Below are 26,322 nucleotides of genomic sequence, written 5' to 3'. Positions count from 1 at the left end.
TGGTTTAAGGAAAGAAGGGACTCATGATCCTGCAGAGCTGGTCATACTCGATGAGGAAAGCGTCGTGACCATGGTCGGAGACAATGGTGTGGAGCTCCGCACGCTCTTTGCCGGAGCACCTGAGTCGCTCAATGGTCTCACAGGCGATGAAGTAGGGGAAGAGGCGGTCGCTGTCAATGGCAACAAGGTGGATGTCGGAGGCGATCCGTGTCAGCTCTTTCTCACTCTCCGCCGCGTGGATCGTGGACGTAAGGAAGGTCATCACCCGGTAGGCGCTTAGGCTGAAGCGTCCCTCCAGCGTGCGACCGTGGTAGTCAAGCCAGTCAAGTACTCTGGGGAGTCCGCTGTCGGTTGTTTTCCCCTCAAAGCGACCTATAAGAGACTTCGGCGTGCGGTAGGTGAGCATGGCGTGGACCCGCGCGTCGTGGATCGGGCGGTCGGAGTGATCCAGTATCAGTCTCTGTACCTCAGTCTGGGCAAGAAGCCAGTCGGAGGCCTTGTAGTCAGTGGCTATGGGGAAGAGGAGCTCAGCCAGCGTCGGCTCAAGGGCGGCAATCTGCCAGGCAATGCCTCCACCGAGACTGGGCCCGATGAGGGCGTAGAGGTGATCGACACGGAGCTCCCTCAGCACGAGCAGCCAGAGGCGAGCCACATCCCTGACACTGAGCAGGGATGGGTCGTCCAGTGGCGCAGAGCCGGCATACTCATTCCCCGGGATGTCGATCGAGAGGATGGTATAGCGGGTCGTGTCGATCGTCTGCCCCGGACCGATGAGCTTTGCCCACCAACCCTCAGGACCGACGACGGCAGAGTTGCCGGTGAGGGCATGGCAGACGAGGACGATCGGAGCGGCACCGAGGGCGGGACCTGCCACCTGGTAGGTGAGTGTGAGTGAGGGGATACTCTCCCCTCGCCAGTTCGTGAATCCCGAGAGCGTTACTTGTCCGAGCATGATTGGTCGAGTGCGTATTGGAGATCTGCCTTCAGGTCCTCGATGCTCTCTAGACCGATAGAGAGACGTATGAGATCATCTGAGATACCCGCCTGGCGGAGCTCCTCTTCGGTCATCTGGCTGTGGGTGGTGCCGGCGGGATGGGTAATGAGGGACTTGCTGTCACCGAGATTAGCAACGAGTGTAAAGAGCCGGGTACTCTCAGTTACCTTGCGAGCCGCATGATAACCACCCTTGGGTGCAAAGGTGAGGATCCCACCGCCAAAGCCTCCGAGCAAAGTCCGGCAGAGGTCGCTCTGATCGTGAGAGGGAAGGGTGGGGTAGCGAACCCAGGCGACCTTTGGATTAGCCTCCAGCCACTCAGCCAGCTCACGGGTACGGTCACTAATGGCGTGCGCCCTCAGGTCGAGCGTCTCCAGTCCCTTGATCATCTCGTAGGCATTGAGGGGACTGAGCCCGGTCCCGAGGTCCCGCAGACCGATAGCGCGGAGTGCCGTGATGAGTGCCTGGGGTCCGAAGGTTTCCGTAAAGGAGATGTTGTTGTATGTGGGGCAGGGCTCTGAGAGCTCGGGGAAACGCCCGCCACCCCAGTCGTACCGACCGGAGTCGATGATCGCCCCTCCAAGGGTCGTGCCGTTGCCGCAGACAATCTTGGTGAGAGCAGATGTGAGGACGTCGGCGCCCTCACTAATGGCATGGCTGATCCCCTCGGTGAGGGTAATGTCTGCCACGAGAGGCAGACCGTGGCGATGAGCTATCTCGGATACCTCGGGGATATTGGTGATGGTTAGCCGTGGGTTGCTGAGTGTCTCGCAGAAGACCAGCTTGGTCTTGTCGGTGATGGCAGCCTCCACTTCTTCTGCATTATTGATGTCTACAAAGGTAGTGGTGATGCCGAAGCGGGGTAGGGTCGACTCGAGGAGATTAAAGGTCCCGCCGTAGATGCTATTGGAGGCGACGACGTGGTCCCCAGATCGGAGCAGGGTGAGGAAGAGTGTACTGTGGGCGCTCTGTCCCGTCGCGGTAACCACTGCACCGACTCCGTCCTCATATGCGGCGAGTCGCTTCTCGAGGACGTCCACAGTGGGACTGCCGAGTCGGGAGTAGAGGAACCCCTCCTTGCGGAGTGCAAAGATGTCGATCGCCTCCTGTGAGTCGGCGAAGGCGTATGCGGTCGAGGCTACCAGCGGAACGGACACCGCATGGTGACCGGTAGCAAGAGGATCGTAGCCATAGTGGAGTGCAATGGTCTCAGGAGTGTACTTAGGCTGAGAAAAGTGTGACATAATGGTAGGGTGTAGTGTATGTGATGATAAAAGTGAAGCGAAACCAATCTGAGCTTCTGGCTCGTCGGTTTCGCTTCGTGTGCATGAATGTTGTCTTCGGAAATAGTTTCGAGACCAAGTGTGGACACGATAGAGCCGACGAGTGTACGCCGTACATCCGCATCATCATCTGCGGCAGCATGCTGCAGAGGGATATGTAGCTCTTTTGTCTCATAATGTTTATTTGAACAGTGTGACAAAGGTACGAAAATACATTTAAGTAGCAAATATATTTGATGATTATTCTATTTACGGAATAAATACTGTGTTACAAAACCATTTCTCAGAATAAGGTTATAGCATCGCAAGCAGTGAAAATCAGGTCGGCAGGTAGAGAAAAATGAGTTACCTTTGGGTGCTGGATAATATAACTCACGAAATAACACCCTATGTTTACCTCCATAACCGTAGCTGAGAAGATTGCTAAGCTCCTGCTGGACGCTCATGCAGTGTCACTTAACCCTGAACATCCCTACACATGGGCCTCGGGCTGGCATAGTCCCATCTACTGCGATAATAGAGTGACGCTCTCGTCGACGGAGATCCGTACACAGATCGCTGATGCGCTGGTGGATCTGATCAAGGATAAATTCCCTCAGGTCACAGCAGTCTCCGGTGTCGCCACGGGTGGTATCCCTCAGGCAGCTCTTGTCGCCGATCGCATGCATCTGCCCCTCTCCTATATCCGCGCAAAGGCTAAGGATCATGGGATGCAAAATCAGATCGAGGGCTCCATAGATAAGAATGCCAAGGTGGTGGTCATCGAGGACCTTATCTCCACCGGTGGTAGCAGTCTCTCAGCAGCGAGGGCACTGCAGGCAGCCGGTTATGAGGTGCTCGGACTGGTCGCTACTTACTCTCATGGCTTTGCCGTCGCTGAGGATGCCTTTACTGAGGCTTCCATACCGATGTACACCCTCAGCGACTATAATCACGTGGTTGCAGAGGCGGAGAGGAGAGGATTTATCCACAGCGACCAGGTGGAGACCCTCAAGGAGTGGAGGAAGGATCCGGCCAACTGGGGTAAATAATGCACGTAGAATAGACGATAGATATGCAGGTAATCAATAGCAGACCGTTTACCATTAAGAAGGATATAGAGACGGTATTTGATCTAGCGGGAGAGCCGGAGTCGGCACGTCACTTCCTGAGCAAGGTGGGCGATAAGCCGATGTTTAAGGATGTCTCCGTAACCGATGATAGCATCGCTGCCAAGCTTCCATTTGTCGGTGACATTACCCTTCGTCGCAACCGCATAGAGAAACCCTCTCTTGTCAGCTACAAGGCAGAGGGAGCTCCGGTTCCGGTGGAGCTGGTGCTTAATTTTCAGCCCGATGGCGAAAACACCAAGACTCAGGTGTCTGTCGAAGTAGAGGCACCCTCCTTCGTCGCCGGTATGGTGAAGACTAAGCTGCAGCCTATGCTGGATAAGATGGCTGATAGTCTCGAACTCCTGGACGTGGATCGCTTCCTTGGCAAGAAGTAAGTCAGAAGTACTCTACCCACTCCCTCAAATGGTCACAGTGCTGGTGCTGGCTGTGACCGTCCTCTCTTGCAGACACTTCGGCACCGACACGCCCATACAGGATACACTACCGGACCTTCCGGTGTCCTACACCATTGATCTCATGTCCTCCGAGGGAAGGTCAATTGCCTCCCCTCAGACTGCGATCCTTATCATTACTCCTCGTCATCAGAGCGATCTGCTCGGAGTGGGGGGGGTGCTCGTATGCCATGGACTTCCGGGTGAGGTGGAGGGTGGTGGCTATGCGGCATATGATGCTCAGTGTCCCCTCTGCTATCCCACGGCGGGGGTGGTAAGACCGGATCATGTCCCGGCAATGGAGACACTGATGTCTGCCACCTGCGACAAGTGCGGTGCCGTATACGATCTATCGCTTGGTGTGGGACAGCAGATCCGTAAGGACCTGCCGGCGGCGGTGCTGAAGCGCTACCCTGCCATGGTCCGCGGAAGAGACTTAATTATCGGCTACTAAGATGAATAAACCTTTCCTACTTCTTCTATGTCTGGCTCTGGCATCCATTAGTTCTGTTTTCGCTCAGGAGTCACCATATAAGGATATCATCCCTCGTCCACTCCTTGCGGAGCAGCATCCAGGGGCGATTCCCTCCGACTTCGCCCTCATCCCACAACTGTCAAGCGACAGTCTTTCCACTCTTACGCCTGCAATAGACCGAGCTTTTCCACGCCGAGCAGGGCATGAGGTGACACTCTCCCTCCGCTGTACGGATACGCTCTCTTTTAGCCCCAGTGTTGAGGCATACCGTGTCCTTGTTTCCCCATCAGAGGTCCTTATCGAGGGGAGGTCGATAAGGGGAGTGTACAATGGGATACAGACGCTGAGACAATTGGTCTCCGACTCCGGCATTCCCTGTGGACTGGTGGAGGATGCACCAGCCTTTCGCTGGCGGGGATTTCTGGCGGATGTGGGGCGCAACTATCAGTCGGTGGCGCTACTGAAGCAGCAGATTGATGCCATGGCCGGTCTGAAGCTCAATGTCTTTCACTTCCACGCCACCGAGGATGTGGCGTGGCGCCTCGAAAGCCGGCTGTATCCCGAGCTCAATGACCCGGCTACGATGACGAGAGACAAGGGGCTATTCTATCGTTATGAAGAGCTTGAGGAACTTCGTCGGTATTGCGAGGAGCGGTTCATCCTCTTCCTCCCTGAGATAGATATGCCCGGGCACTCTGCTGCATTTGAGAGGACAATGGACTGCTCCATGCAGAGCGAGAAGGGACAGGCGATTACACTTGAGTTGCTGGACGAGTTTCTATCACAAGTCAACTGTCCTTATCTGCATATCGGTGCGGACGAGGTGAAAATCCACAATCGAGACTTTGTACCCACTGTGGTCTCATTCTTAGAAGATAAGGGGGTGAAGGTGATCGGCTGGAGCCCCGGGGGTAATTATCCCGAGACTGTGATCCGCCAGCTCTGGAGCGCCGCAGAGAAGTCGGAGATCGATAATCCCAAGGTTGCAAAGATAGATTCTCGAAACCTCTACATCAATCACATGGATCCGCTGGAGAGTGTTGTCTCGATCTTCTATCACAGTATCCTGGACAGTGACTCCGACAACAATGATGAGCACTTACTTGGTGGGGAACTGTGCTTATGGAATGATCGGAATCTGCTCTATGGCGATCTCAATCATGTCCATAATCCGACCTATCCATCGCTTGTTGCCTTTGCAGAAAAAGGCTGGCGAGGGGGCGGATATGTAGACAACTTCGTCAGTCTTAGCCCGGATAGAGACTTCGAGTGCTTTAGAGACTTTGAGCGGCGGCTCTGTATCTATGGTAAGAGATATATGCAAGGGCTTCCTTTCCCTTACATAGCTCAGTCGGAGATCCGCTGGAGCGTATTTGGCCCCTATCCCAATGGCGGCAAGACGGCCATGACTTTCCCCATTGAGTCACTATCCCCACGGGAACTGGAGAGGCTGACACCCGACACGACCTTTGTAGGAGGTACACTAATACTAAGGCATTTCTGGGATCCGCAGATCAAGGGGCTATGGACCGATCCCGCTCCCAATCAGACCGTTTATGCCTATCGGCGGGTCTGGAGTGACGAGGAGCGAGAGTCGGGTCTATGGGTAGGTTTCTACGATTACTCGAGGTCGCAATGGGCGGACGCTTTCCCCAAGGGCAAGTGGAGCAACACCGATGCTCAGATATGGCTTAATGGCGAGGCTATCTCCCCTCCACTGTGGGCTCACTCTGGTCAGAAGGGCGATCCTGAGATCCCATTCTGGGACGAGAATTATACGATGAGACCTCCGACACGGGTAACCCTGCGACAGGGGTGGAATACGATACTTCTGAAAATTCCAGTCGGCTCCTTCGCCGGAAGTGCATGGTATGCTCCGGTCAAATGGATGGCAACGGCAGTTTTTGTAGACGATATGCTCCAGTGAGTTATGACAGAGGAAAAGAAGATCAAGTGGGTGCTCAGGCTCTGGCGGCGGCTTGGTAGGATCCCTCTCCGACGGCTCTATCGTCTGTCTGATTTCTTGGCCTGGGTGGTCAGGGATGTGGTTCGGTACCGGAAAGAAGTAGTGGATCACAATCTTGAGATCGCCTTCCCGGAGCTTACTAGGAAGGAGAGGCAAAAGATAGCGAAAGACTTCTACAGCTACTTCTGCGATCTGATACTGGAGGCTCCAAGGATGATGACTTGGTCGAAGGAGGAGATGAAGGAGCACATCACCTTTGAGGGCATAGAGCAGATCCGCGAGGATACCGCGAGTGGACGCAATTTTACCCTCTACATCGGTCACTATGGTCAGTGGGAGTGGATCCCATCCATCGCTCTCTGGCTTCCCGGGGTCACTTGTGCACAGATCTACTCTCAGCTCCACGACCCGGTCTCTGACCAGATCATCCTTGCCAATCGTCAGGCTCACGGCAGTAAGTCGGTTGAGATGAGAGACACGCTCCGGTATGTGCTCTCAGCAAGACAGTCAGGAAAGCCATTCGGGGTAGGGTATGTGGCTGACCAGTCTCCCTCTGCAGACAAACTTCATCATTACATTGACTTCTTTGGTCGGCAGGTGCCTACACATGTAGGGGCGGAAAAGATCACAAGGAGACTGAATCTGACTGCTTACTTCCTTGATCTGCATCGCGAGAGGAGAGGCTACTGGAGTGTGAGAGTCATCCCTATGCCCTATGACAAGGAGGACGACCAGGGGGGCTTCACACTCACGCAGCAGTTTTACGTACTATTAGAGGAGATGATCCGGAGAGAGCCGGCCTATTACCTCTGGAGTCACAAGCGCTTCAAGTACGAGAAACGATGAGAAAAAAAGCAGGACGCAAAGCACTAAGCTTTACGTCCTGCTTTTTTCTTGATATAGATATCAGCCTAGTCGCTCAATGGCGTACTGAACCCTTTGCTTCGTCTCCTTGACACCAATGAAGTCGATGATGTCGTAGATGTAGAGCCCTATCGCCTTCCCTACGAGAGCCACTCTGAGGGCGTTCATCACCACTCCGATCTTATAGCCTTTCTCCTCCAGCCAGCCGTGAGTCTTCTCGTCGAGTAGCTTCACATCGAGAGGTCTCGAGAAGGTGTCGATATACTCGAGGTACTCAGTAAGTTGCTTGGCGCTATCCTCCTTCCACCGCTTCTTCACCGATTTCTCATCAAAGTCAGTCGGCGCCTGGAGGAGGTAGCCTGTCTGCTCGACGACATCCGGGAGGAGAGTCAGTCGCTCACGTGTCAACTCAAGGGCACAGACCAGCTTGTGGTGGTCACAAGTGATGCCCGCCTGCTCAAGGTAAGGCTTACAGAGGTCAGCTAAGCGATCGAGGTCGCAGATCCTGATGTACTGCTGATTGAACCACTTCCCCTTCTCGTAGTCGAAGCGGGCGCCACTCTTATTGACACTGCTGAGGTCAAACCGACGGATGAGGACATTCATCGGCATAAGCTCAATATCATCACCTGGATTCCACCCCAGGAGAGCGAGAAAATTAACCACCGCCTCAGGCAGGTAGCCGCTCTCGCGATAGCCCGGGCTCACAGCTCCGTCCTCAGGTGACTCCCAGCGAAGGGGGAAGACCGGGAAGCCAAACTTGTCCCCATCTCTCTTGCTAAGCTTGCCACTACCCTCGGGCTTAAGTAAAAGGGGTAGGTGGGCAAATCGAGGCATCTCATTCTCCCAGCCAAAAGCACGATATAGCAAGACATGAAGAGGTGTAGAAGTCACCCACTCCTCACCACGTATGACGTGAGAGATCTTCATCAGATGATCATCTACTACGTTAGCCAGATGGTAGGTGGGGAGGTCATCGCTCTGCTTGAAGAGCACCTTGTCGTCAAGCTCCGAGGAGTTGATGGTCACCTCACCGCGTACCATATCGGTGAAGCTGATCGCCTCTCCCGGCTCTATCCGAAGCCTCACAACGTAAGGCACGCCAGCTTGCTCCAGCTCCTCGCACTCGCTCTCAGTCAGCGCGAGCGAGTTGCGCATACCCATACGGGTGGATGCATCATACTGAAAGTTCTTGGTACTCTCACGAGCCTGCTCCAGCTCCTCAGGGGTGTCGTACGCCTTATAGGCCTGACCACTATCCAGCAGCTCGCGGACATACTTGCGGTAAATGTCCCTGCGCTCGCTCTGGCGGTAGGGACCATACTCACCTCCCACACCTACACCCTCGTCGATATGGATACCAAGCCACTTGAGGGACTCAATGATGTATTCCTCTGCTCCGGGGACAAACCGACGAGAGTCGGTATCCTCAATCCTCAGAAGCAACTTTCCGCCCTGATTTTTGGCAAAGAGGTAATTATAAAGAGCGGTGCGCACACCACCGATATGAAGTGGTCCGGTAGGACTGGGTGCAAATCGTACTCTTACCTGTGATGGAGTAGTATCAGTCATGTCTGTATTCTTATCTATCGTTCTGTCGCTGTCGTTGGGTCATAGGATCAGTAGGGATCCTCGTCATGCATCCTACCTCCGGCATCGGTCTCCGCGGACTCCTCGTCAGTGTCGGAGGACTCCACAGCATCATCCTCGCTCTCATCGAGTTCGACCCCTTGCAGGGTGCGATTGAGATTCTGCTCCACGAGAGGAGAGACCGCCTCAAAGTTATTGACGGTAATGCTCTTCCAGATCAGATCCTTGAGCTCTGCCACTCCCTGTCCGGTTACCGAGGAGAAGAAGCAGACCGGCACCCCTTCTGGGAGAGTCTCGCGAATCATTTCCTCGAGATCCTCATCAACGAGGTCGGACTTTGAGATGCCCAGGACCCTATTCTTATCCAGCAGCGAGGGGTTGTACTTCTCCAGCTCTCCCAGCAGTATCTCGTACTCCTCTGAGATGTTGTCAGCATTGGAGGGGATGAGGAAGAGTAGGGCGGCATTGCGCTCGATATGACGGAGGAAGCGGAGTCCCAGCCCCTTGCCCTCGGCAGCACCCTCGATGATCCCGGGGATGTCTGCCATGACGAAGGAGCGACCATCGCGGTACTTCACGATGCCGAGGTTGGGCACCAGTGTCGTGAATGGGTAGTTCGCCACCTTGGGCTTAGAGGTGGTGATAGCAGATAGAAGGGTCGACTTCCCTGCGTTGGGGAAGCCTACCAGTCCCACATCGGCCAGCAACTTCAGCTGGAGTATCACCTCCCGCTCCTCGCGCGCCTCACCGGGCTGAGCGAAGCGGGGAGCCTGATTGGTCGAGGTGGCAAAGCGGGTGTTTCCCTGTCCCCCACGACCTCCCTTCAGGATCCTGATCACCTCTCCATGCTCTCGCACCTCGGTGATGTAGTCTCCCGTGTCGGCATCGTAGCAGGCGGTCCCGAGTGGGACGTCAATGTAGATATCCTCTCCATCGGCGCCGGTGCGGTTGTTCTCACCACCGCTCTTGCCATTTCCGGCAAAGATATGGCGATTGTAGCGAAGGTGAAGGAGGGTCCAGTAGTTCCGATCACCCCTTAGGTAGACATCACCTCCGCGACCGCCATCACCTCCGTCAGGTCCTCCCTTAGGACTCCGCTTGGATCTGTAGAAGTGGACACATCCCTGTCCTCCCTTGCCGCTCCGGCAATAGATCTTTACGTAATCGACAAATCCTGACTCAGCCATGGCACTTATTTCTTCAGAGGGAACTTTTTCCTGATGCGTGAGAGAATCTACTAGATGACGGTATCAGGCTACGAAGTTATCGATAGCCTTGATGATCCGCTCCGTAATCTCATCGATACTGCCCTCGCCCTCTAAAGCAACGTACTTGCCTTGCTTGGAGTAGAAGTTGCGGACCGGCTCAGTCTCGTTGTGGTAGACCTTGAGTCGCTCACGAGCCGACTCCTCGTTGTCATCAGCTCGACCGGAAACCTTTCCTCGCTCGAGGATGCGGCTGATGAGCTCCTCCTCACCTACCTGTAGCTCCAGCAGAAGAGTGACGCTCTCGCCATGAGTACTCAGCATCGTGTCCAGCGCCTCAGCCTGGGCTACCGTGCGGGGGAAGCCATCGAAGATGATACCGGCATACTCACCGGGATCCTCGATATGACCCTCCATGATACTCACGATGGTCTCATCGGGTACGAGGTGTCCCTCGCTGATGAGCCCCTCCACCTTCTTCCCCAGGGGAGTTCCCTTCTTGATCTCTGCACGCAGGAGATCCCCTGTGGAGATGTGATTGAGGTTGTAGTGCTCCTTGATGTGTGCACTCTGGGTACCCTTGCCGGAGCCGGGAGCCCCGAATATGATGATATTAAGCATGATTATATGTTGAGTGATTGATTCTTCTTCCGGAGGGACTCCTCGTCGACCACGAAGATGTCATTGAGCATCCGTCCGAAGCCATTGTAGTCCAGTCCGTGACCCACGATAAAGTCATCTGGGATCTCCATCCCCACATAGTCCAGCTCGAGAGATGCATCCTTGTGTGCATTGGGCTTATCGAGCATGACAGCTATGCGCACCTCCTCGGCACCTCGGGAGAGGTAGAGTTCCTTAATCTGTGTTAGGGTAAATCCGGTGTCCACAAGATCCTCCAGCACCACCACGACGCGTCCCTTAACATCAATCTGTGGAGCCATAACCTCCGTGAGCCGACCCGTGGAGTGCATACCCGAGTAGGAGCTGTACTTCGCAAAGGCCATCTCGTAGGGTTTGTCCAGCAGATGGGCAATGTCAGAGCCAAACATAAATGCTCCGTTGAGGATACAGACAAAGAGCGGATCTCTGTCTCCCACGTCCGCGATGATCTCCTTCGCAACTCTCGCTATGTGAGGGTGCAGCTCCTCCTGTGACAGATAGGGCTTAAATGTCAGCCCATCCACCTCTATTGACTTCATGATCTACGTTCCTATGATTAAAAAACAAATTTACCATAAAGTATGTGCTTATGCCACCTCCGCAATCAAAATATCGTCAGAAAGTCTCGCATCAACTCCGCATATCGGTCGCTGTAGCCCTCACCTGAGGAGATAGTCAGCAGCTCATCTGTACAGTCGCTCTTTTCTCCACGTGTCCATAGTCCTATGACACGCTTGCAAGCCTTGCCTGCCACGGTCTGGATGAGACAACGGTGAATCATCTCCAGCCCGAAGGATGATGCTGCGTAATCGTAAAGGGGTAGCTGGCTCGATGGTAAAACCACTGCGATGTACCCCCTCGGCGACAGCAGCTCTGAGGAGATCCCGAAGAATACCTCCGGGGGCAGCGTCCCGCTGTGTCGGGCGATCTGCCGCCGCTCATCCTCGGGGAGGTAGCTCCCATTGTGGTAGGGTGGGTTACTGACGATCAGGTCGTACCTGTCGGTCAGGTCCTCCGCTCTAACTAAGCCATAGTCCCCCTCGGTAAGCTGAAGCCGGGATGAGAAAGGAGAGTGGGAGAAATTGCGCCTTGCAGTCTCTGCTGCTCCATGATCGATCTCGATAGCATGAACCACTGCGGAGGAAAACTTCTGAGCCAGCATGAGGGCGATGACTCCCGTCCCTGTGCCTACATCGAGGATCAGCCGAGGCTGGATATGCCTTTTCAGCAGCCACTCGATGGTGTATGCACCCAGCACTGTGCCGTCGGTACCCACCTTCATGGCTGCTTCGCCCTGCTCGAGCTCGAAGCCCTTCATGCGGAAGACGGACATAAGTTATTCTTCTGGCGAGTATCAGAAGTGGAAAGCACCCCTGACCTTATCGACGAGATCCGTTTTTTCCCAGGCAAAGAGCTCCACCTCCTTAGTGAGCGTCCGACCATTCCCATCCGTAAAGGACTTCGTCGCCACTCGAGGTGTGCGGCCGATATGCCCGTAGGCAGAGCTCTCCCTGTAGATCGGCGACTCCAGGTGAAGTGACTTGATGATGTGATAGGGTCTGAGGTCGAAGAGAGAGGACAGCATCGAGGCGATCTCGCCATCCGTCTCACGTACTCTGCTCCTGCCGTAGGTATCCACATAGATGCTCACCGGATCTGCCTGACCGATGGCGTAGGCGACCTGGATCTTGATCTCATCGCTCACCCCGGCGGCAACCAGGTTTTTGGCGAGATAACGAGCAGCATAGGTAGCGGAGCGATCCACCTTACTCGGATCCTTACCGCTGAAGGCACCACCACCATGAGCAGCCCGGCCGCCATAGGTATCTACGATGATCTTACGTCCGGTCAGACCGGTATCCCCGGCTGGACCACCGAGGACAAAGCGACCGGTAGGATTGATCAGATACCTGACCTGATCATCGAGGAGGTTCTGGACCTTAGAGCTGTACTTCTCGATCAGCCTCGGGATCACAATACGGCGGACATCCTCTGAGATCTTCTCCTGCATCAGTCGGTCAGCTTCTGCCTGGCTCATCCCATCATGCGGCTTTACGAAGTCATCATGCTGTGTGCTGAGGACGATGGTATTGACGCGCTTAGGAGTGCGGTCCATATTATACTCCAGTGTCACCTGTCCCTTAGCATCAGGACGAAGGTAGGGCATAAGGTCCGGCTCCTCCTTGCGGATCTGGGATAGGATCTGCAGCATCGAGTGAGACAGCTCGATCGGGAGTGGCATATAGTTGTCGCTCTCACATGAGGCGTAGCCAAACATAATCCCCTGATCTCCTGCGCCCTGGTCCTCGTCCGACTCACGCACGACACCCATATGGATGTCAGGACTCTGCTCGTGGATGGCGCTGAGGATACCGACCGACTGCGCATCGAAGCCATACTCGCCTTTGGTGTAACCGATGTCAGCGATCACTCCTCGCACGACAGACTGCAGGTCGACGTAAGCGTCAGAGGTGATCTCGCCGGCAATAAGTACCTGACCGGCAGTCACTAATGTCTCACATGCCACCTTGCTCTTGGGATCCTGAGCAAGGAAGTTGTCCAGGAGGGCATCAGAGATCTGGTCGGCCACCTTATCGGGGTGTCCATCGCTCACAGACTCGGAGCTAAAGAGGTAGGTATCAGAAGTTTTCATATATCAATGAACCTAAGTAGATGAAGTGTACAATGTCTATAAACCGAGAAGAGACCCTTATCCTAAAAGCATGCAACGCTCAAAGCCTCTCTCGGTCAGACTCCACGATCCGTGAGCAAGAAGCTCCGATCATTGTTCATTGACTCAAGAGTGCCCTTTAGCATTGTTTTAGCGTGGTTGCAAGCAGACACAAATCTCTCCACGTGTTGCCGCAAAGGTACGATTTATTCCCCTTTTTCCCAGATCGGTTTTACACAAGCAATTAATCTGTGTGCTTTTTCAGAGATAGCGTAGCTAGATGACCTCAGACTATTACCGATAATAGTGATTACTATTACCGGTAATAGTTGAGACTAATATCGGTATTAGTGTTGTCTATTACCGGTATTAGATTTGGCAGACTACTTCCTGCTGATAGCCATTCACTTGTAGCTCATAGCTTACAGACCAAATGTAATGCGGTTTAGATCGCCGGCACGTGGAGGTACGTACACCCTCAATAAGTAGGGTCACGCTTTCTTGCGATATGGGGTGAATTTAGTGAGTGTCAGGGACATCTCTCCCCTTAACACTTCCCAGCCCAACTTGGTCATCGTAAAGCGACAGCTATTGCTGTAGTCTATGGCGATGAGACCATTCTGGGTCATCTGGTAGATATACTCCCTCCATGCCAGCCAGGTCTCATCCCTACCGATCCCAAAGGTGGTCAGTCTATTGAGCCCTCTGCTCCAGAGCTCTCTCTGCTGAGATCCTATCAGAATGTTTGCCACATCCTCCACAGTCAGTGTCTCTTGTGCCCTTACGATGGTGCTCATCACCTTCTGAGCATGGATTGTACCGTCAAAGGTAGCTTCCGGTGGCAAGAGGCAGAGGTCGCAATTACCGCACGCCTCTGCAGTCTCCTGTCCGAAGTAGGCTAATAAGATCTTCCGTCGGCAGACTGTTGCTTCGCAGAAGCGCTTCATATAGTCCATTTTAGCCTTATTGAGATCCTCGTTTGGGGTGTTCTTGATGAGTAGTTCGAGTACCTTTAGATCTCCAAAGGAGTAGTACATCAGGGCTTCTGCCGGTTGACCATCACGGCCGACTCGTCCTATTTCCTGATAGTACTGCTCGATATTCATCGGCATACTGTAGTGTATGACCCACCTCACATCAGGCTTGTCGATCCCCATCCCGAAGGCTACGGTAGCACAGACCACCTGCACATTTCCCGAAAGGAAGGCACGATGGACCACCAGTCTGTCTTCGGGGGACATATTGGCGTGGTAGGGCAGAGCGTGGATGTTTTGACTATTGAGATACTCGGAGAGCATCTCAGTATCCTTGCGCTTTGTGCAGTAGATGATGCCGCTGGAGAGTGTGCCCTGCTCCTCGATATAGTCTGCTATCTGCCTTAGCTTCTCTCTCTTCTTTACTCCTCGCCGTACCGAGATGTGGATGTTAGGTCTATCGAAGTCCCCGACTATTTCCACAGGATCTGTCAGCTGCAATTTATTGATAATATCCTTCCTTGTGGCAGGGTCGGCTGTTGCCGTCAGTGCGATGATGGGAAGGGAAGGGTACTTTTGCTTAAGAAATCCAAGCTGCGAGTACTCGGGTCTGAAGTCATGGCCCCACTGGCTGATACAGTGAGCCTCGTCTATGGCGAAGAAAGAGATCTTGGCATTGCTCAGGATATAGTCTCCCATTGGAGACATCAGAGTCTCCGGGCTCAGGTAGAGCAGCTTCAGTTTTCCCCTGAGTAGCAGTAGAAGCACCTGGCGTCGTACAGAGTCAGAGAGAGAGCTATTGATGGTGGCCGAGGGGATGTGATGCCGATTGAGTGAGTCGATCTGGTCTCTCATTAGCGCAATCAGAGGCGACACTACGATGGCACATCTATCCTGGAGAATGGCCGGCAGCTGATAGCAGATCGACTTGCCGCCGCCCGTGGGCAGTATGACGAGCTGATCACGACCGTGGAGAAGGTTACGACAAGCCTCCTCCTGATTGGGTCTGAAGCCAGTATATCCGAATGCTTTTTTGAGTGCCTCCTGAAGCGTCATCCCCACGAGGTCTCTAGATACTTCTGCAGCTCTTCGCGAAGTAGTGAGAGCGCCTGAAGGGCGATGAATGCGCGATTGGTGTTTCGTCCCTCATCCTCATGCTCGAGCCATCGAGAGACAGTGCCCATAGGTGTATGGACGGCGATCCACGCTGCACATGGCTTGTACCCCTCGCTCTCCGATGGTCCGGCGACTCCTGTGGTAGAGAGTGCGACATCGACTGCTGAGAGCTTCGCTATGTGCTCGCACATGGCGATAGCAGTGGCCTCAGAGACAAGCCCGTCACGGATCTCCCGATCCTTCAGCCCGAGGACATCACGCTTGCTGTGCCGGGTATAAGTGGTTACTCCGGTATCAAACCAGTCTGAGGCACCACTTATACTAGTACAGGTGGCAGCGATCAGCCCACCGGTGCAGCTCTCAGCCACTGACAAGTGGGACTTGAGCGAGAGTAGGAGTTCGGATACCTGCAGAGCTGTAGCACTGAGCTCCGTCAAGTACTTGTGTAGTGACTTATCGTATTCCATATACTTGGCGCTTAGATTGTGATCCTTGAGTAAGGGGCGTCCGTCATCTCGCTACGTCGACCTGCAGCATAGAGACAGGCACCGGCCATTGCAATCATCGCCGCATTATCTGTCGTGTAGCTGAATGGGGGAATAAAGACAGCCTTACCACTACGCTCGCCATAGTCCACAAAGGCCTGTCTTAGGCGGCTATTGGCGGAGACACCGCCGGCTACACCCACCTGATCGATATTGAGATCCTCAGCAGCCCGCTCGAGCTTTTCCATGAGGAGCTCGATCACGGTCTCCTGGAGTGAAGCACACAGATCCTCCTTATTCTTCTCGATAAAGAGAGGATCCTTCTCCAGATTATCTCTTAGGGTGTAGAGGAAGGAGGTCTTCAGCCCACTGAAGCTGTAATCATAGCCCTCTATTCTGGGCTTGGCGAAGTGGAAGGCCCTTGGGTCTCCCTCCTTGGCAAGTCGATCGACGACCGGTCCTCCAGGGTACCCCAGTCCCATCACTTTGGCACACTTGTCAAATGCTTCGCCGGCAGCATCATCGATGGTCTTGCCGATAATCTCCATGTCTAGGGGGCTATGGACTAGAATAATCTGCGAGTTGCCTCCTGATACGAGCAGGCAGAGGAATGGGAAGTGGGGGACAGGTCGCTCCTCGCCCGGCTGCTGTACGAAGTGAGCCATCACGTGCCCCTGCAGATGATTGACGTCTACCATCGGGATACCGAGCGCCTGGCTCATCCCCTTGGCGAAGGTCCCTCCGACCAGCAGGGATCCTAGGAGACCGGGACCTCTCGTGTAGGCGATCACGTCTATATCCTCACGCGTGATCCCGGCCTGCCGAATAGCCTCACTGATGACGGGGACCACGTTCTGCAAGTGGGCTCGGCTGGCCAGTTCGGGCACTACGCCACCGTATTGCTCGTGGACCTTTTGGCTCGCTATGACATTTGACAAGAGTGTCTGACCCCTTAGGACAGCAGCTGAGGTGTCATCGCAGGAGGACTCGATGCCGAGGATGATTTTATCTGGATCTATTGAGAATGGTACCATTGGTTACTAAGATTTCTTCCTACAAAGATACGCAATTGTGGGGACGAAGTGATCGCCCGAAGTCCCAAGAGAGAGGGGCATCACAGCTCATATGCCATAATGCCCCTCTCTGAGTAGTATCAATTACTTATGAGATCAGTAGCGGCTCCGGTACCATGATCTTCAGCTTCATGTCCTTCCCCGTACCATCCACATCGATCTGGTAATCCTCTCCCGGCTGCACCTCGCCACTGATGATTCCGTCCGTGATCATCTCCTCGATGTACTGCGCTATTGCTCTCTTGAGCGGTCTGGCTCCGAGCTTAGGATCAAACCCCTTCTCAGCCACGAAGTCTCTCGCCTTATCGGAGTACTGCACTCGGATATTGAGGTTCTCCAGACGCTTATCCAGCTTACTCAGCTCCAGATCCGTAATCTTACGGATGTCTTGCTTTTTGAGCTGATTGAAGGTAACGATCTTGTCGATACGATTGAGGAACTCAGGGGCAAAGCGCTTATTGAGAGCCTTTCGGATCACCTGCTCAGCCGCCTCATCTCCATCGCTCTGATCCTTAAATCCTATACCGGTACCAAACTCGCTCAATTGGCGAGTCCCGACGTTGGATGTCATGATGATGATGGTGTTCTTAAAATTAACCTTGTCACCTGTACTATCTGTCAGTACACCATCATCAAGGATCTGTAGCATAAGATTTTGTACATCAGGGTGAGCCTTCTCGATCTCATCGAAGAGGATCACGGAGTAGGGGCGTCGCTTCACTTTCACCGTTAGCTCGCCACCCTGGTCATATCCGACATATCCGGGAGGAGCACCGATCAGTCGAGAGACGGAGTACTTCTCCATAAATTCACTCATGTCCACACGGATCATGGCATCCTCTGTGCCAAAGAGCTCCTTAGCGAGCATCTTAGAGAGATATGTCTTACCGACGCCGGAGGATCCTAAGAAGAGGAAGGAGCCAATGGGCTTCCCCGGGTCTCTGAGCCCCACCTTATTCCGCTGGATGGCTGTAGCGACGTCGCGCACCACATGATCCTGACCGATCACCTTGGACTTCAGTGTAGACTCTAGCTGACAGAGTGCCTTTAGATCTCCGGCGGTAAAGGACTGTACTGGCACGCCGCTCCCCAGAGACACCACGTACTCTACCTCCTGACTGTCCACGAGGGTAGGGTCGCCGAGCATCTCACCACGCTCCAGGCTACGCTTGACCGTCCTAAGATCCTCCTGATACTGCTTCTCCTTATCCCTCGCCTGAGAGGCAAGGTCATACCGCCCTTCGTTGACGTACTGAAGCTTCAGCTTCCGTATCTCGTCGATCTGGTCTTGATAGGGCTTCAGATCGACCGGCTTCTGATTCTTGATAAAGGAGTAGGCGCCCGCTTCATCGAGAGCATCTATCGCCTTGTCGGGGAATTGCCGGTCAGTGACATAGCGCTCAGTCAGATAGACGGCTGACTCAAGGGCTTTCTCCGTATAAGTCACGTGATGGTGCTTCTCGTAGATCGGCTGGAGCTTCTTTAGAATAAGGAGTGTCTCCTTCTCGTCAGGAGCGTTGACCATAACTTTCTGAAATCTCCGGTCCATCGCACCATCTTTCTCGATGCTCTTACGATACTCCTCTAGAGTTGTGGCACCGATGCAGCGGATCTCACCTCGTGCCAGTGGCGGCTTGAGCATGCTGGCGGCATCGACTCCTCCCTGGGTGTTGCCGCTACCCATAAGAGTGTGTATCTCATCCATATAGAGGATGACATCGGGATTTGCCTTGAGCTCGTGGATGAGCTTCTTCATCCGCTCCTCAAATTGTCCCCTATACATCGTCCCCGCCACAATGGACGACATATCCACCGCAACGATCCGCTTATTGAGCAGATAGGGTGGGACATTTCCGGATGCGATTCTCTGTGCCAGAGCCTCGACTACCGCTGTCTTTCCCACACCCGGCTCACCCAGGAGTAGGGGGTTATTCTTCTTTTTCCTTGCGAGTATCTGAGTGATCCGCTGAAGTTCCTTCTCACGACCATACACGGGATCCAGCTTCCCTCTCTTCACCTGCTCATTGAGCCACGTACCGTAGGCATCCAGGGTGGGAGTCTCAGTCTTCTGAGTAGACTCCTGACCGCCACTCGCATCATCTCCTCCCGAGCCCCCTCCATCGGATGAGGGCTGATCAAAGAGGGTATCGAAGTCCTCCTGGTCGGAAATAGAAGACTCCACTATTGGGTCATATATCTTCTTATTATTTTTATTTGACATCTATACAAACTGCTTAGTTATGGACTTGGAACCTAATGTTCGCCTGCCAAGGAGGTGCCCATGAGGGGGAACTGCTTGGCGCGAATAATCTCCATTACTAAATCAGTTGCATAATCTATGCCAAAGAAAGACGGTTGCAGAGCCAGATCGTAAGTCTCACAGCGTCCCCAGCGCATGCCGGTGTAATAGTTGTAGTACTGACGCCTTTCCTTATCCAGCTTCAGGAGTCTATCCATCGCCTCCTCATCGCTGACTCCCTCGTAGTCTCTCTGGAGGTTCTTTATGCGAATAGCCATCGGCTCGGAGATATAGAGCTTCAGTAGGTTAGGGTGGTTCCTTAACACGAAGTCAGCTGTATGACCCAGGAATATGGCAGAGCTCTCAGCGGCAAGCCTCAGGATTGTCTCTGACTGCATACTGTGAATGTTCTTATTGGACAAAAAGTTATCCGTATAGGTGATCATCGCTCCTGACGAAGCATACTCCGCACCGTATATAATAGGGACTGAGAAGTCTGTATTATCCTCATTTTTCACAAAGAGATCGCGCCGGATATTGTGATCCTTCGCAGAGAGGTCGAAGATATTGTCATCGTAAACAGGTATACCTAACTTATCCCCAAGCAGATGGGCGAATGTAACTCCGCCACTGCACTGGGATCTGGAGATACAGATTGCGAATTTGTCGCTTGGCAGCATGACTTTCTGCTCAGGGTTTATTGTATCGGATTCTCTCATGGTAGTTACGAGCTTGTAGTTGTTTCTTATGAGTCAAAGTTAACCATTCCCACTGACTTCATTATTGAGCTCATGTATCTCCCTCGCTTCTTACTTAACATAATCGCTATTATATACTCAATAAAAGTGGATTCGAAACATAGGAAGAACAAAGACCAGCAGCGCCAAAGTCCCTGCACGGGAGTACTTATAAAACCCATACACACAAGCCTGGTAACCAGCACATCACTATCGCACGTTTCTAATACCGATATTAGCGTCATCTATTACCGGTATTAGTGTTGCCTAATACCGGTAATAGTAATCACTAATACCGATATTAGTTTCAGGTTCAAATATTAGACTGTTACTCCTTATCGGGACTGGGGTCCAGATCGTCCAGTATACGATCGACCTCCTTGCCTACCTGCGCTATCTTTGCCCGACAGTGAGTGATCAGTGCCACGGCATATCGACTCTGGCTAAGCACCTCATCTATAGGCAGATTACCCTCTTCCAGATGTGAGAGCACGCGTTCCGTCTCGGCAATGGCCTCATCGTAAGTCAGCGCATCTACTTTCTCCTTGATCTCTTCTTTGGTCATGGGTCTATTGAGACTTATCAGTGTGTATATGGATGACCTTGCCCTCTATGGAGCCGTCGGTCATCAGGATCTGTAAGTTACTATCGCTGTCCACCTCACTTATCGAAGTGAGCTGGCGTCCTCCCTGAAGAACAGGCAGGAACCCGCGAAGCATGATTTTCTCAGGATTGTAGAGTTCTGCCAGCTTAGAGTAGTTATCCAACTTCTCCTGCTCCTGTGGAATGATCCTCGATAGGATCATAGAAAGACGCTTACTCCTGCTCTCCAGACTGACAGACTGAGAGCTGACGTGCATCCTGTGGTCGTAGAGCAGCGTGGTGGATCGCTTGGCTAAGGCCTCGACGTGATCACGGAGAGCCTCTTGGTGAGCATGCATAGCATAGTTCAGTCTCCTCTCAGAGCGCCGCATGCGATCACTCTCCCGTCGCTCGAGGGTGGACAGCACCTTCCCCAGTCGCGTGGGGTGATCGACCTGGAGCTGCTGCATCCGGTGATAGCGATCGAGGAGCAGACTGCTCAGCTGATCTCCAGCATCGACCACCCTACTCACCTGCTCCTCCAGTCGATGGATCAAAAACTCTGCTGCTGCCGTAGGTGTCTTGACCGATGTGTTGGCCACATGGTCCGCTACGGAGAAGTCACGCTCATGGCCAATAGCGGTAATCACCGGCAGGCAAAAGCAGGCAATATACTCGCAGAGTCTATAGTCATCAAAGGCGGAGAGGTCTATCGGGCTGCCCCCACCACGCAGGATCACCACAGCATCGTAGGAGTCTGCATGGCTATAGATCCTATCCAGCGCACTTATCACTGTCTTCGTGGTGGTAGCACCCTGCATCGTAGCCGGGTATAGATCGAAGTGGAAGAGTCCGGCAAGGGCGCTCCTCCGCATCTGATCACGGAAGTCGCCCCACCCTGCTGCCGTCTCAGAGGAGATGACGGCTATCCTCTGGGTAAGTGTGGGGAGTGTGCACTGCTCCTTATTAAGATTCAGGATCCCATTCTCCTTCAGCTTCTGGATGGTCTCCCGACGGATGCGCTCCAGATTGCCAAGCGTATGATTGGGGTCTATATCCTGGATATTTAGCGAAAAACCATACTGCTCATGAAACGTGACGCTCACAGTCATCAGGAGCTCCATCCCTACCTGAGGGTAACTGCCCGTTACATCGCAGAAGCGCTGCATCACGCTCCTAGCAGTACCGGACCACATGGTGGCTCGTGTGGAGGCTACTTTTCGTCCGCTTTTATTCGTCTCTGTCAGCTCGAGGTAGACGTGCCCGGAGGAGGCATTCGAGTTGATGCTCGCCACCTCTGCGACTATCCTGTAGTACCCTTTGAAGCTTGCCTCGAGAGCACGGCGGACACTTCCGAGCAATTCACTCAGCCTGTACGCCTTTATCTCATGATCGTCCTCAAAGAGGCTGATCCTCGATGCTCCCACGCTCATAGATAATTCCTCATCCGTGAAGTGATCTAAGGAAGCAGATCAGAGCCTCCACAGCTCTACCTCGGTGGCTGATATGATTCTTCTCCTCCTCGCTCATCTGTGCAAAGGTGCAGTCATAGCCCTCGGGCTGAAAGATCGGATCATAGCCAAATCCGTCCTCTCCCCGTGGCTGCTCAGTGATAGCCCCCCTGACCTGACCCTCAAAGGTGTGGACTTTATCGTCTAAGATCAGAGTGATTACGGTCTTAAAGACTGCAGTCCTGTCCTCGACGCCTTCCAGCTCGTGGAGGAGCTTACGGATGTTGTCGGCCGGTCGGCACGCCGGTCCTGCATAGCGAGCTGAGTAGACCCCGGGTCTACCTCCCAGAGAGGTAACCTCCAGCCCGGTGTCGTCGGCGAAGCAATCTATGTGATGCCGCCGATGACACGTCTCAGCCTTGAGCTGAGAATTCTCCATCAGAGTCTCCCCTGTCTCCTCTATCTCGAGGTCGTCGCCGATCTCATGGAGAGACACCACCTCATAGGGCAAGTCCTCGGAGATAATCAGGTCTCGTATCTCTTGTGTCTTATGCTCGTTATGAGTGGCAAGGATGAGCCTACGTTTCTCACACATGATGTCTTCTAGGCTTATCCTTCAGCCTCTTCTGATGCTGATGAGGTACTTAGTGCTTCCTCTTCCTGTTGCGACTTCTTCGTAGACTTCACATAATTGACGTCAAAGCCTTCTCCATAGACCCCTCTGACCGGAGCCTCTGTAATGAATGCCCGCTCATCGATATCCTTGACGATCCTCATGATCGTAGCGGTCTGAGCACGACGAGCAATAACCATCATCACCTTCATATCCGATCCGGAGAAAGCCCCAACGCCCTTTAGCAGGGTTACGCCTCGACCTGCCTCCTTGATGATTAGACGACTGATCTCTTCATACTTGGATGAGATGATAAAGAACTGAACACACTGGCGGTATCCGTTAAGGAAGAAATCAACGGACAGGTTGCATGTGATGATCTGGATGAATGAGTAGACCAGCTTATCCGGATCCTGAAAGATAAACCACGAGATGCCCACCGTGATCACATCGATCGCCAAGAGAGCACGCCCGATCGCCATGTGCTTGTACTTATTGATGATCGAAGCTATGATATCCGTACCACCCGTCGAGCCACCACGAGCAAAGATCATCGCAAGGCTGAAGCCTATTCCGATAGAACCAATGATGACAGCCATTGCCGGATCGTCGGCAAGCATAGGAGTGTCAAAGAACTGACCAGACGCAGGGATGGATATACCGAGTACGATGACGCTGAAGACAGTACGGATGGAGAACTTCCACCCAAGGATGATCACCGATAGTACCACCAGGATACCATTGATGATATTGTACGGCCAACCCACATCGAAGGTCATACCGGCCTTGTCGCAGGCCCATGTGATCACCGAAGCGATACCGGATAATCCACCAGAGGTGATCTCGTGAGAGAAGATAAATCCTCGCCAGAAGAAGGTGTACAGCAGCAGGGTTAAGAAGATCAGGATATAATCCTCTACCTCCCGCCAGATCTTAGCTGACTTGCTAATGCCCATGACTTATAAGTTAAAACTATACGTGATGTATTTTATTATTTTCCCAGGACGATATTGACGATCTTATGAGGAACCACGATTACCCTACCGGGCTTCTTGCCCTCAAGGTAGCGTTGTGTCTCCTCCGATGAAGTGACTATCTCCTCTATCTCTGCCTTACTCAGATCTGCTGCGAGGTCCATGGTAAAGCGTACCTTACCATTGAATGAGATCGGGTAAGTGATGGTTGACTCCTTGAGGAAGTCCTCATTCAGCTCCGGCCACTTGGCATCGACCACGCTATCGTCATGTCCCAGAGCATGCCATACCTCCTCCGCAAGGTGAGGAGCAAAGGGAGAGAGCATGACGATGAAGTCTTGTAATAGCTCCTTGGACGTACACTTCTGACTCGCGAGCTCATTGGCACAGACCATCATAGCACTCACGCAGGTATTGAAGGAGTAGGACTCGATGCCTTGTGTCACCTTCTTAAGCGCTGTATGGAGAGACTTCAGGGAGTCTTTCGACGGCTTGTCATCCGTCACCTTTAGCTTCCCTTCGTCATCGAAGAAGAAGCCATAGACTCGCCTCAGAAATCGGAATGCGCCATCTATCCCATTGGTGTCCCAAGGCTTAGACTGCTCTATAGGACCAAGGAACATCTCATACACCCTCAGCGTATCAGCACCGTACTGCTTGATGATATCGTCAGGGTTGACGACGTTAAGGTAAGACTTGCTCATCTTCTCCACCGCATTGCCGCAGATATAGGAGCCGTCGTCCTCCAGAATAAACTCAGCATCCTCCAGCTCGCGCTGAGATGCCTTAAACGCCTCGAGGTCTAGTCGATCATTGTGGACAATATTGACGGACACGTGTATTGGCTGTACCTCGTGGTCCCCAATCTTACCCAGTGAGACGAAGGTATTGGTCCCGATGACTCTGTAAGCAAAGCTGGATCGCCCCTGGATCATTCCTTGATTGATCAGCTTACGGAAGGGCTCATCCTCACAGACGTAACCGAGGTCGTAGAGGAACTTATTCCAGAATCGACTATATATCAAGTGTCCCGTAGCATGCTCGGTGCCGCCCACATAGACATCCACACTTCTCCAGTAGTTGTTTGCTTCCTTGCTGACAAGAGCCTCACAGTTGTGCGGATCCATATAGCGGAGATAGTATGCAGAGCTACCCGCAAATCCGGGCATCGTACATAGCTCGAGAGGGTATCCCTCCTTCGTACACCAGTTCTTTGCTCGACCAAGAGGCGGCTCACCGGTCTCTGTGGGCAGGTACTTATCTACCTCCGGGAGTTTAAGCGGCAGGTCGGACTCGTCCAAGGCGTAAGGTATACCATCCTTGTAGTAAATCGGAATGGGCTCTCCCCAGTACCTCTGTCTACTGAAGATCGCATCTCTGAGACGATAATTGACTCTCTTACGGCCAAGCTTGTGCTCATCGACATAATCTCTCATAGCACCTATCGCCTCATCGACACTCATTCCATCGAGGAAGCCGGAGTTGATCATCGTCCCCTCATGGCTATCAATGGACTCCTCCCAGATCGATGGGTCACTAACCTCTGTGCCATTTGCCTTGACCACCTGAATGATAGGTAGAGAGAAATGCTTTGCGAAAGCAAAGTCCCTGGAGTCATGCGCGGGGACAGCCATCACGGCGCCTGTACCGTATCCGATGAGGACGTAGTCACTGATCCATATAGGGATCTCAGCTCCTGTAATAGGATGGATCGCATAGCTACCCGAGAAGACTCCGGAGACGGAGTGATCCATCATACGCTCCCGTTCGGATCTCCTCTTGGTGCGCTCCAGGTAGGCATCCACCGCCTCTCTCTGGTCGGCAGTAGTCACCTCGTCCACCAGAGGACTCTCCGGAGCAAGTACCATAAAGGTTACTCCATATAGGGTATCCGCACGGGTGGTGAAGACCGTAATCGTCTCCTTGTTATCGGGAAGGTGAAAAACGATCTCCGCCCCCTCAGAACGACCGATCCAGTTACGCTGAGTCTCCTTGATAGACGGTGTCCAGTCTATATTCTCCAGCCCGGAGAGCAGTCTCTCGGCATACGCTGAGACACGCAGACACCACTGCTTCATAACCTTTTGCTCCACAGGATGACCTCCACGTACAGACAGGCCCTCGCTCACTTCGTCGTTGGCGAGCACCGTCCCCAGAGCAGGACACCAATTGACCATCGTCTCGCCACGATATGCGATGCGATAATTCATCAGCACCTCTTGCTGCTTGCGTTCATCCCACTCCTGCCATTCGTCAGCGGTAAATGTCAGCTCCTCAGATCCAACAGCATGGAGCCCCTCCGTCCCCTGCTTAGCGAAGTGGTCGGCCAGAGCGGAGATAGGTTGAGCCTTATCTAGCTGTGTGTCGTAGTAGGAGTGAAACATCTGTATGAAGGCCCACTGAGTCCACCTATAGTACTCCGGATCACATGTCATGACCATGCGGCTCCAGTCGTAAGAGAAGCCGATGTTATCCAGCTGTTTGCGGTACCGGTCAGTATTGATCTTAGTGGTAAGAGCGGGATGCTGTCCTGTCTGTATGGCATACTGCTCTGCAGGGAGTCCATAAGCATCGTACCCCATGGGATGTAGGACGTTGAAGCCACAGAGCCGCTTGTATCTGCTGAGGATATCAGAGGCGATATATCCCAGAGGATGACCCACATGAAGTCCTGCTCCCGAGGGATAGGGAAACATATCCAGACAGTAAAACTTCTCCTTAGACGGATCCTCGTCTACCTTATATACTTCATGGTCACGCCACCAGGCCTGCCATTTCTTCTCGATCTCAGTGTAGTTGTAAGACATGAGTACTACTTACTTTGTCA

Annotated in this window: 23 protein-coding genes; 5 read left to right on the top strand and 18 right to left on the bottom strand. The window is 53.2% G+C overall.

Annotation, left to right across the window (positions count from 1 at the left end; all coding sequences use genetic code 11):
• Nucleotides 1–4: 4 nt before the first annotated feature.
• Nucleotides 5–952 (bottom strand): alpha/beta fold hydrolase, encoded by a 948-nt coding sequence (locus B088_RS01910; RefSeq protein WP_018106720.1) that lies wholly within the window; start codon nucleotides 950–952, stop codon nucleotides 5–7.
• A complete protein-coding gene (locus B088_RS01905) occupies nucleotides 937–2,238 on the bottom strand; it encodes an O-acetylhomoserine aminocarboxypropyltransferase/cysteine synthase family protein (protein ID WP_018106719.1) in 1,302 nt (433 codons plus the stop codon). The genes B088_RS01910 and B088_RS01905 overlap by 16 nt, the downstream gene beginning before the upstream one ends.
• A gap of 428 nt (nucleotides 2,239–2,666) precedes the next feature.
• On the opposite strand from B088_RS01905, the gene pyrE reads away from it, so the two are divergent.
• From pyrE to B088_RS01880, 5 genes are read left to right on the top strand one after another with little or no spacing between them, the layout of a single operon-like run.
• Nucleotides 2,667–3,308: an orotate phosphoribosyltransferase gene (pyrE, locus tag B088_RS01900; protein WP_018106717.1), complete on the top strand. Its 642-nt coding sequence runs from the start codon at nucleotides 2,667–2,669 to the stop codon at nucleotides 3,306–3,308.
• A gap of 23 nt (nucleotides 3,309–3,331) precedes the next feature.
• Nucleotides 3,332–3,763 carry a hypothetical protein gene (locus B088_RS01895; RefSeq protein ID WP_018106716.1) on the top strand — a complete coding sequence of 144 codons (432 nt, stop codon included), beginning with the start codon at nucleotides 3,332–3,334 and terminating at the stop codon, nucleotides 3,761–3,763.
• A 28-nt stretch (nucleotides 3,764–3,791) separates the two neighbouring features.
• Complete coding sequence (locus tag B088_RS08240; RefSeq protein WP_018106715.1) at nucleotides 3,792–4,274, top strand: hypothetical protein; 483 nt, start codon at nucleotides 3,792–3,794, stop codon at nucleotides 4,272–4,274.
• 1 nt (nucleotide 4,275) lies between these two features.
• Nucleotides 4,276–6,222, top strand: a complete 1,947-nt coding sequence (locus B088_RS01885; RefSeq protein ID WP_026170429.1) for a family 20 glycosylhydrolase — start codon at nucleotides 4,276–4,278, stop codon at nucleotides 6,220–6,222.
• A gap of 3 nt (nucleotides 6,223–6,225) precedes the next feature.
• Entirely contained in the window at nucleotides 6,226–7,107 is an 882-nt protein-coding gene (locus B088_RS01880) for a lysophospholipid acyltransferase family protein (protein ID WP_018106713.1), read from the top strand.
• A 60-nt stretch (nucleotides 7,108–7,167) separates the two neighbouring features.
• On the opposite strand, the gene gltX is transcribed toward B088_RS01880, so the two are convergent.
• The 16 genes from gltX to leuS all read right to left on the bottom strand — a co-directional run bounded on the left by gltX (nucleotide 7,168) and on the right by leuS (nucleotide 26,302).
• The gene (gene gltX, locus B088_RS01875) at nucleotides 7,168–8,697 is read right to left on the bottom strand and encodes a glutamate--tRNA ligase (RefSeq protein WP_018106712.1); all 1,530 of its coding nucleotides are present in this window, start codon (nucleotides 8,695–8,697) and stop codon (nucleotides 7,168–7,170) included.
• 47 nt (nucleotides 8,698–8,744) lie between these two features.
• Complete coding sequence (gene obgE, locus B088_RS01870) at nucleotides 8,745–9,902, bottom strand: GTPase ObgE (RefSeq protein ID WP_018106711.1); 1,158 nt, start codon at nucleotides 9,900–9,902, stop codon at nucleotides 8,745–8,747.
• A 63-nt stretch (nucleotides 9,903–9,965) separates the two neighbouring features.
• Entirely contained in the window at nucleotides 9,966–10,541 is a 576-nt protein-coding gene (locus tag B088_RS01865) for an adenylate kinase (RefSeq protein WP_018106710.1), read from the bottom strand.
• A 2-nt stretch (nucleotides 10,542–10,543) separates the two neighbouring features.
• Entirely contained in the window at nucleotides 10,544–11,119 is a 576-nt protein-coding gene (locus B088_RS01860) for a phosphoribosyltransferase (RefSeq protein WP_018106709.1), read from the bottom strand.
• A 65-nt stretch (nucleotides 11,120–11,184) separates the two neighbouring features.
• Complete coding sequence (locus B088_RS01855) at nucleotides 11,185–11,913, bottom strand: tRNA1(Val) (adenine(37)-N6)-methyltransferase (RefSeq protein ID WP_018106708.1); 729 nt, start codon at nucleotides 11,911–11,913, stop codon at nucleotides 11,185–11,187.
• A 21-nt stretch (nucleotides 11,914–11,934) separates the two neighbouring features.
• Complete coding sequence (gene metK, locus B088_RS01850; RefSeq protein WP_018106707.1) at nucleotides 11,935–13,233, bottom strand: methionine adenosyltransferase; 1,299 nt, start codon at nucleotides 13,231–13,233, stop codon at nucleotides 11,935–11,937.
• Nucleotides 13,234–13,742: 509 nt separating this feature from the next.
• Nucleotides 13,743–15,281 (bottom strand): RecQ family ATP-dependent DNA helicase, encoded by a 1,539-nt coding sequence (locus B088_RS01845; protein ID WP_018106706.1) that lies wholly within the window; start codon nucleotides 15,279–15,281, stop codon nucleotides 13,743–13,745.
• A complete protein-coding gene (locus tag B088_RS01840) occupies nucleotides 15,278–15,808 on the bottom strand; it encodes a CinA family protein (protein ID WP_018106705.1) in 531 nt (176 codons plus the stop codon). Before B088_RS01840 ends, B088_RS01845 begins: the two co-directional genes overlap by 4 nt.
• An 11-nt stretch (nucleotides 15,809–15,819) precedes the next feature.
• The gene (gene tsaD / locus B088_RS01835; protein ID WP_018106704.1) at nucleotides 15,820–16,860 is read right to left on the bottom strand and encodes a tRNA (adenosine(37)-N6)-threonylcarbamoyltransferase complex transferase subunit TsaD; all 1,041 of its coding nucleotides are present in this window, start codon (nucleotides 16,858–16,860) and stop codon (nucleotides 15,820–15,822) included.
• Nucleotides 16,861–16,987: 127 nt separating this feature from the next.
• Nucleotides 16,988–19,120: an ATP-dependent Clp protease ATP-binding subunit gene (locus tag B088_RS01830; RefSeq protein WP_018106703.1), complete on the bottom strand. Its 2,133-nt coding sequence runs from the start codon at nucleotides 19,118–19,120 to the stop codon at nucleotides 16,988–16,990.
• Between the two features lie 32 nt (nucleotides 19,121–19,152).
• Nucleotides 19,153–19,857 carry a cytidylate kinase-like family protein gene (locus tag B088_RS01825; RefSeq protein ID WP_018106702.1) on the bottom strand — a complete coding sequence of 235 codons (705 nt, stop codon included), beginning with the start codon at nucleotides 19,855–19,857 and terminating at the stop codon, nucleotides 19,153–19,155.
• 346 nt (nucleotides 19,858–20,203) lie between these two features.
• Nucleotides 20,204–20,440, bottom strand: coding sequence for an exodeoxyribonuclease VII small subunit (xseB, locus tag B088_RS01820; protein WP_018106701.1), 237 nt, complete (start codon nucleotides 20,438–20,440; stop codon nucleotides 20,204–20,206).
• Between the two features lie 4 nt (nucleotides 20,441–20,444).
• Nucleotides 20,445–21,890 carry an exodeoxyribonuclease VII large subunit gene (gene xseA / locus B088_RS01815; protein ID WP_018106700.1) on the bottom strand — a complete coding sequence of 482 codons (1,446 nt, stop codon included), beginning with the start codon at nucleotides 21,888–21,890 and terminating at the stop codon, nucleotides 20,445–20,447.
• 10 nt (nucleotides 21,891–21,900) lie between these two features.
• Entirely contained in the window at nucleotides 21,901–22,503 is a 603-nt protein-coding gene (rdgB, locus tag B088_RS01810) for an RdgB/HAM1 family non-canonical purine NTP pyrophosphatase (protein WP_018106699.1), read from the bottom strand.
• Between the two features lie 14 nt (nucleotides 22,504–22,517).
• Nucleotides 22,518–23,477, bottom strand: a complete 960-nt coding sequence (locus tag B088_RS01805) for a YitT family protein (RefSeq protein WP_018106698.1) — start codon at nucleotides 23,475–23,477, stop codon at nucleotides 22,518–22,520.
• Nucleotides 23,478–23,512: 35 nt separating this feature from the next.
• Nucleotides 23,513–26,302, bottom strand: a complete 2,790-nt coding sequence (gene leuS, locus B088_RS01800) for a leucine--tRNA ligase (RefSeq protein WP_018106697.1) — start codon at nucleotides 26,300–26,302, stop codon at nucleotides 23,513–23,515.
• Between the last annotated feature and the right edge of the window lie 20 nt (nucleotides 26,303–26,322).

The organism is Porphyromonas bennonis DSM 23058 = JCM 16335, assembly GCF_000375645.1.
Classification (GTDB): Bacteria; Bacteroidota; Bacteroidia; order Bacteroidales; family Porphyromonadaceae; genus Porphyromonas_A; species Porphyromonas_A bennonis.
This window is presented reverse-complemented; position numbering and strand designations above follow the sequence as displayed.

Coding starts and splice junctions, on each gene's coding strand:
- B088_RS01865 (WP_018106710.1), bottom strand. CDS start 10,541: ATGCTTAATATCATCATATTCGGGGCTCCCGGCTCCGGCAAGGGTACC.
- rdgB (WP_018106699.1), bottom strand. CDS start 22,503: ATGTGTGAGAAACGTAGGCTCATCCTTGCCACTCATAACGAGCATAAG.
- B088_RS01860 (WP_018106709.1), bottom strand. CDS start 11,119: ATGAAGTCAATAGAGGTGGATGGGCTGACATTTAAGCCCTATCTGTCA.
- B088_RS01910 (WP_018106720.1), bottom strand. CDS start 952: ATGCTCGGACAAGTAACGCTCTCGGGATTCACGAACTGGCGAGGGGAG.
- B088_RS01880 (WP_018106713.1), top strand. CDS start 6,226: ATGACAGAGGAAAAGAAGATCAAGTGGGTGCTCAGGCTCTGGCGGCGG.
- B088_RS01805 (WP_018106698.1), bottom strand. CDS start 23,477: ATGGGCATTAGCAAGTCAGCTAAGATCTGGCGGGAGGTAGAGGATTAT.
- B088_RS01840 (WP_018106705.1), bottom strand. CDS start 15,808: ATGGAATACGATAAGTCACTACACAAGTACTTGACGGAGCTCAGTGCT.
- metK (WP_018106707.1), bottom strand. CDS start 13,233: ATGAAAACTTCTGATACCTACCTCTTTAGCTCCGAGTCTGTGAGCGAT.
- tsaD (WP_018106704.1), bottom strand. CDS start 16,860: ATGGTACCATTCTCAATAGATCCAGATAAAATCATCCTCGGCATCGAG.
- xseA (WP_018106700.1), bottom strand. CDS start 21,890: ATGAGCGTGGGAGCATCGAGGATCAGCCTCTTTGAGGACGATCATGAG.
- obgE (WP_018106711.1), bottom strand. CDS start 9,902: ATGGCTGAGTCAGGATTTGTCGATTACGTAAAGATCTATTGCCGGAGC.
- pyrE (WP_018106717.1), top strand. CDS start 2,667: ATGTTTACCTCCATAACCGTAGCTGAGAAGATTGCTAAGCTCCTGCTG.
- B088_RS01905 (WP_018106719.1), bottom strand. CDS start 2,238: ATGTCACACTTTTCTCAGCCTAAGTACACTCCTGAGACCATTGCACTC.
- leuS (WP_018106697.1), bottom strand. CDS start 26,302: ATGTCTTACAACTACACTGAGATCGAGAAGAAATGGCAGGCCTGGTGG.
- B088_RS01855 (WP_018106708.1), bottom strand. CDS start 11,913: ATGTCCGTCTTCCGCATGAAGGGCTTCGAGCTCGAGCAGGGCGAAGCA.
- B088_RS01885 (WP_026170429.1), top strand. CDS start 4,276: ATGAATAAACCTTTCCTACTTCTTCTATGTCTGGCTCTGGCATCCATT.
- xseB (WP_018106701.1), bottom strand. CDS start 20,440: ATGACCAAAGAAGAGATCAAGGAGAAAGTAGATGCGCTGACTTACGAT.
- gltX (WP_018106712.1), bottom strand. CDS start 8,697: ATGACTGATACTACTCCATCACAGGTAAGAGTACGATTTGCACCCAGT.
- B088_RS01825 (WP_018106702.1), bottom strand. CDS start 19,857: ATGAGAGAATCCGATACAATAAACCCTGAGCAGAAAGTCATGCTGCCA.
- B088_RS08240 (WP_018106715.1), top strand. CDS start 3,792: ATGGTCACAGTGCTGGTGCTGGCTGTGACCGTCCTCTCTTGCAGACAC.
- B088_RS01845 (WP_018106706.1), bottom strand. CDS start 15,281: ATGACGCTTCAGGAGGCACTCAAAAAAGCATTCGGATATACTGGCTTC.
- B088_RS01830 (WP_018106703.1), bottom strand. CDS start 19,120: ATGTCAAATAAAAATAATAAGAAGATATATGACCCAATAGTGGAGTCT.
- B088_RS01895 (WP_018106716.1), top strand. CDS start 3,332: ATGCAGGTAATCAATAGCAGACCGTTTACCATTAAGAAGGATATAGAG.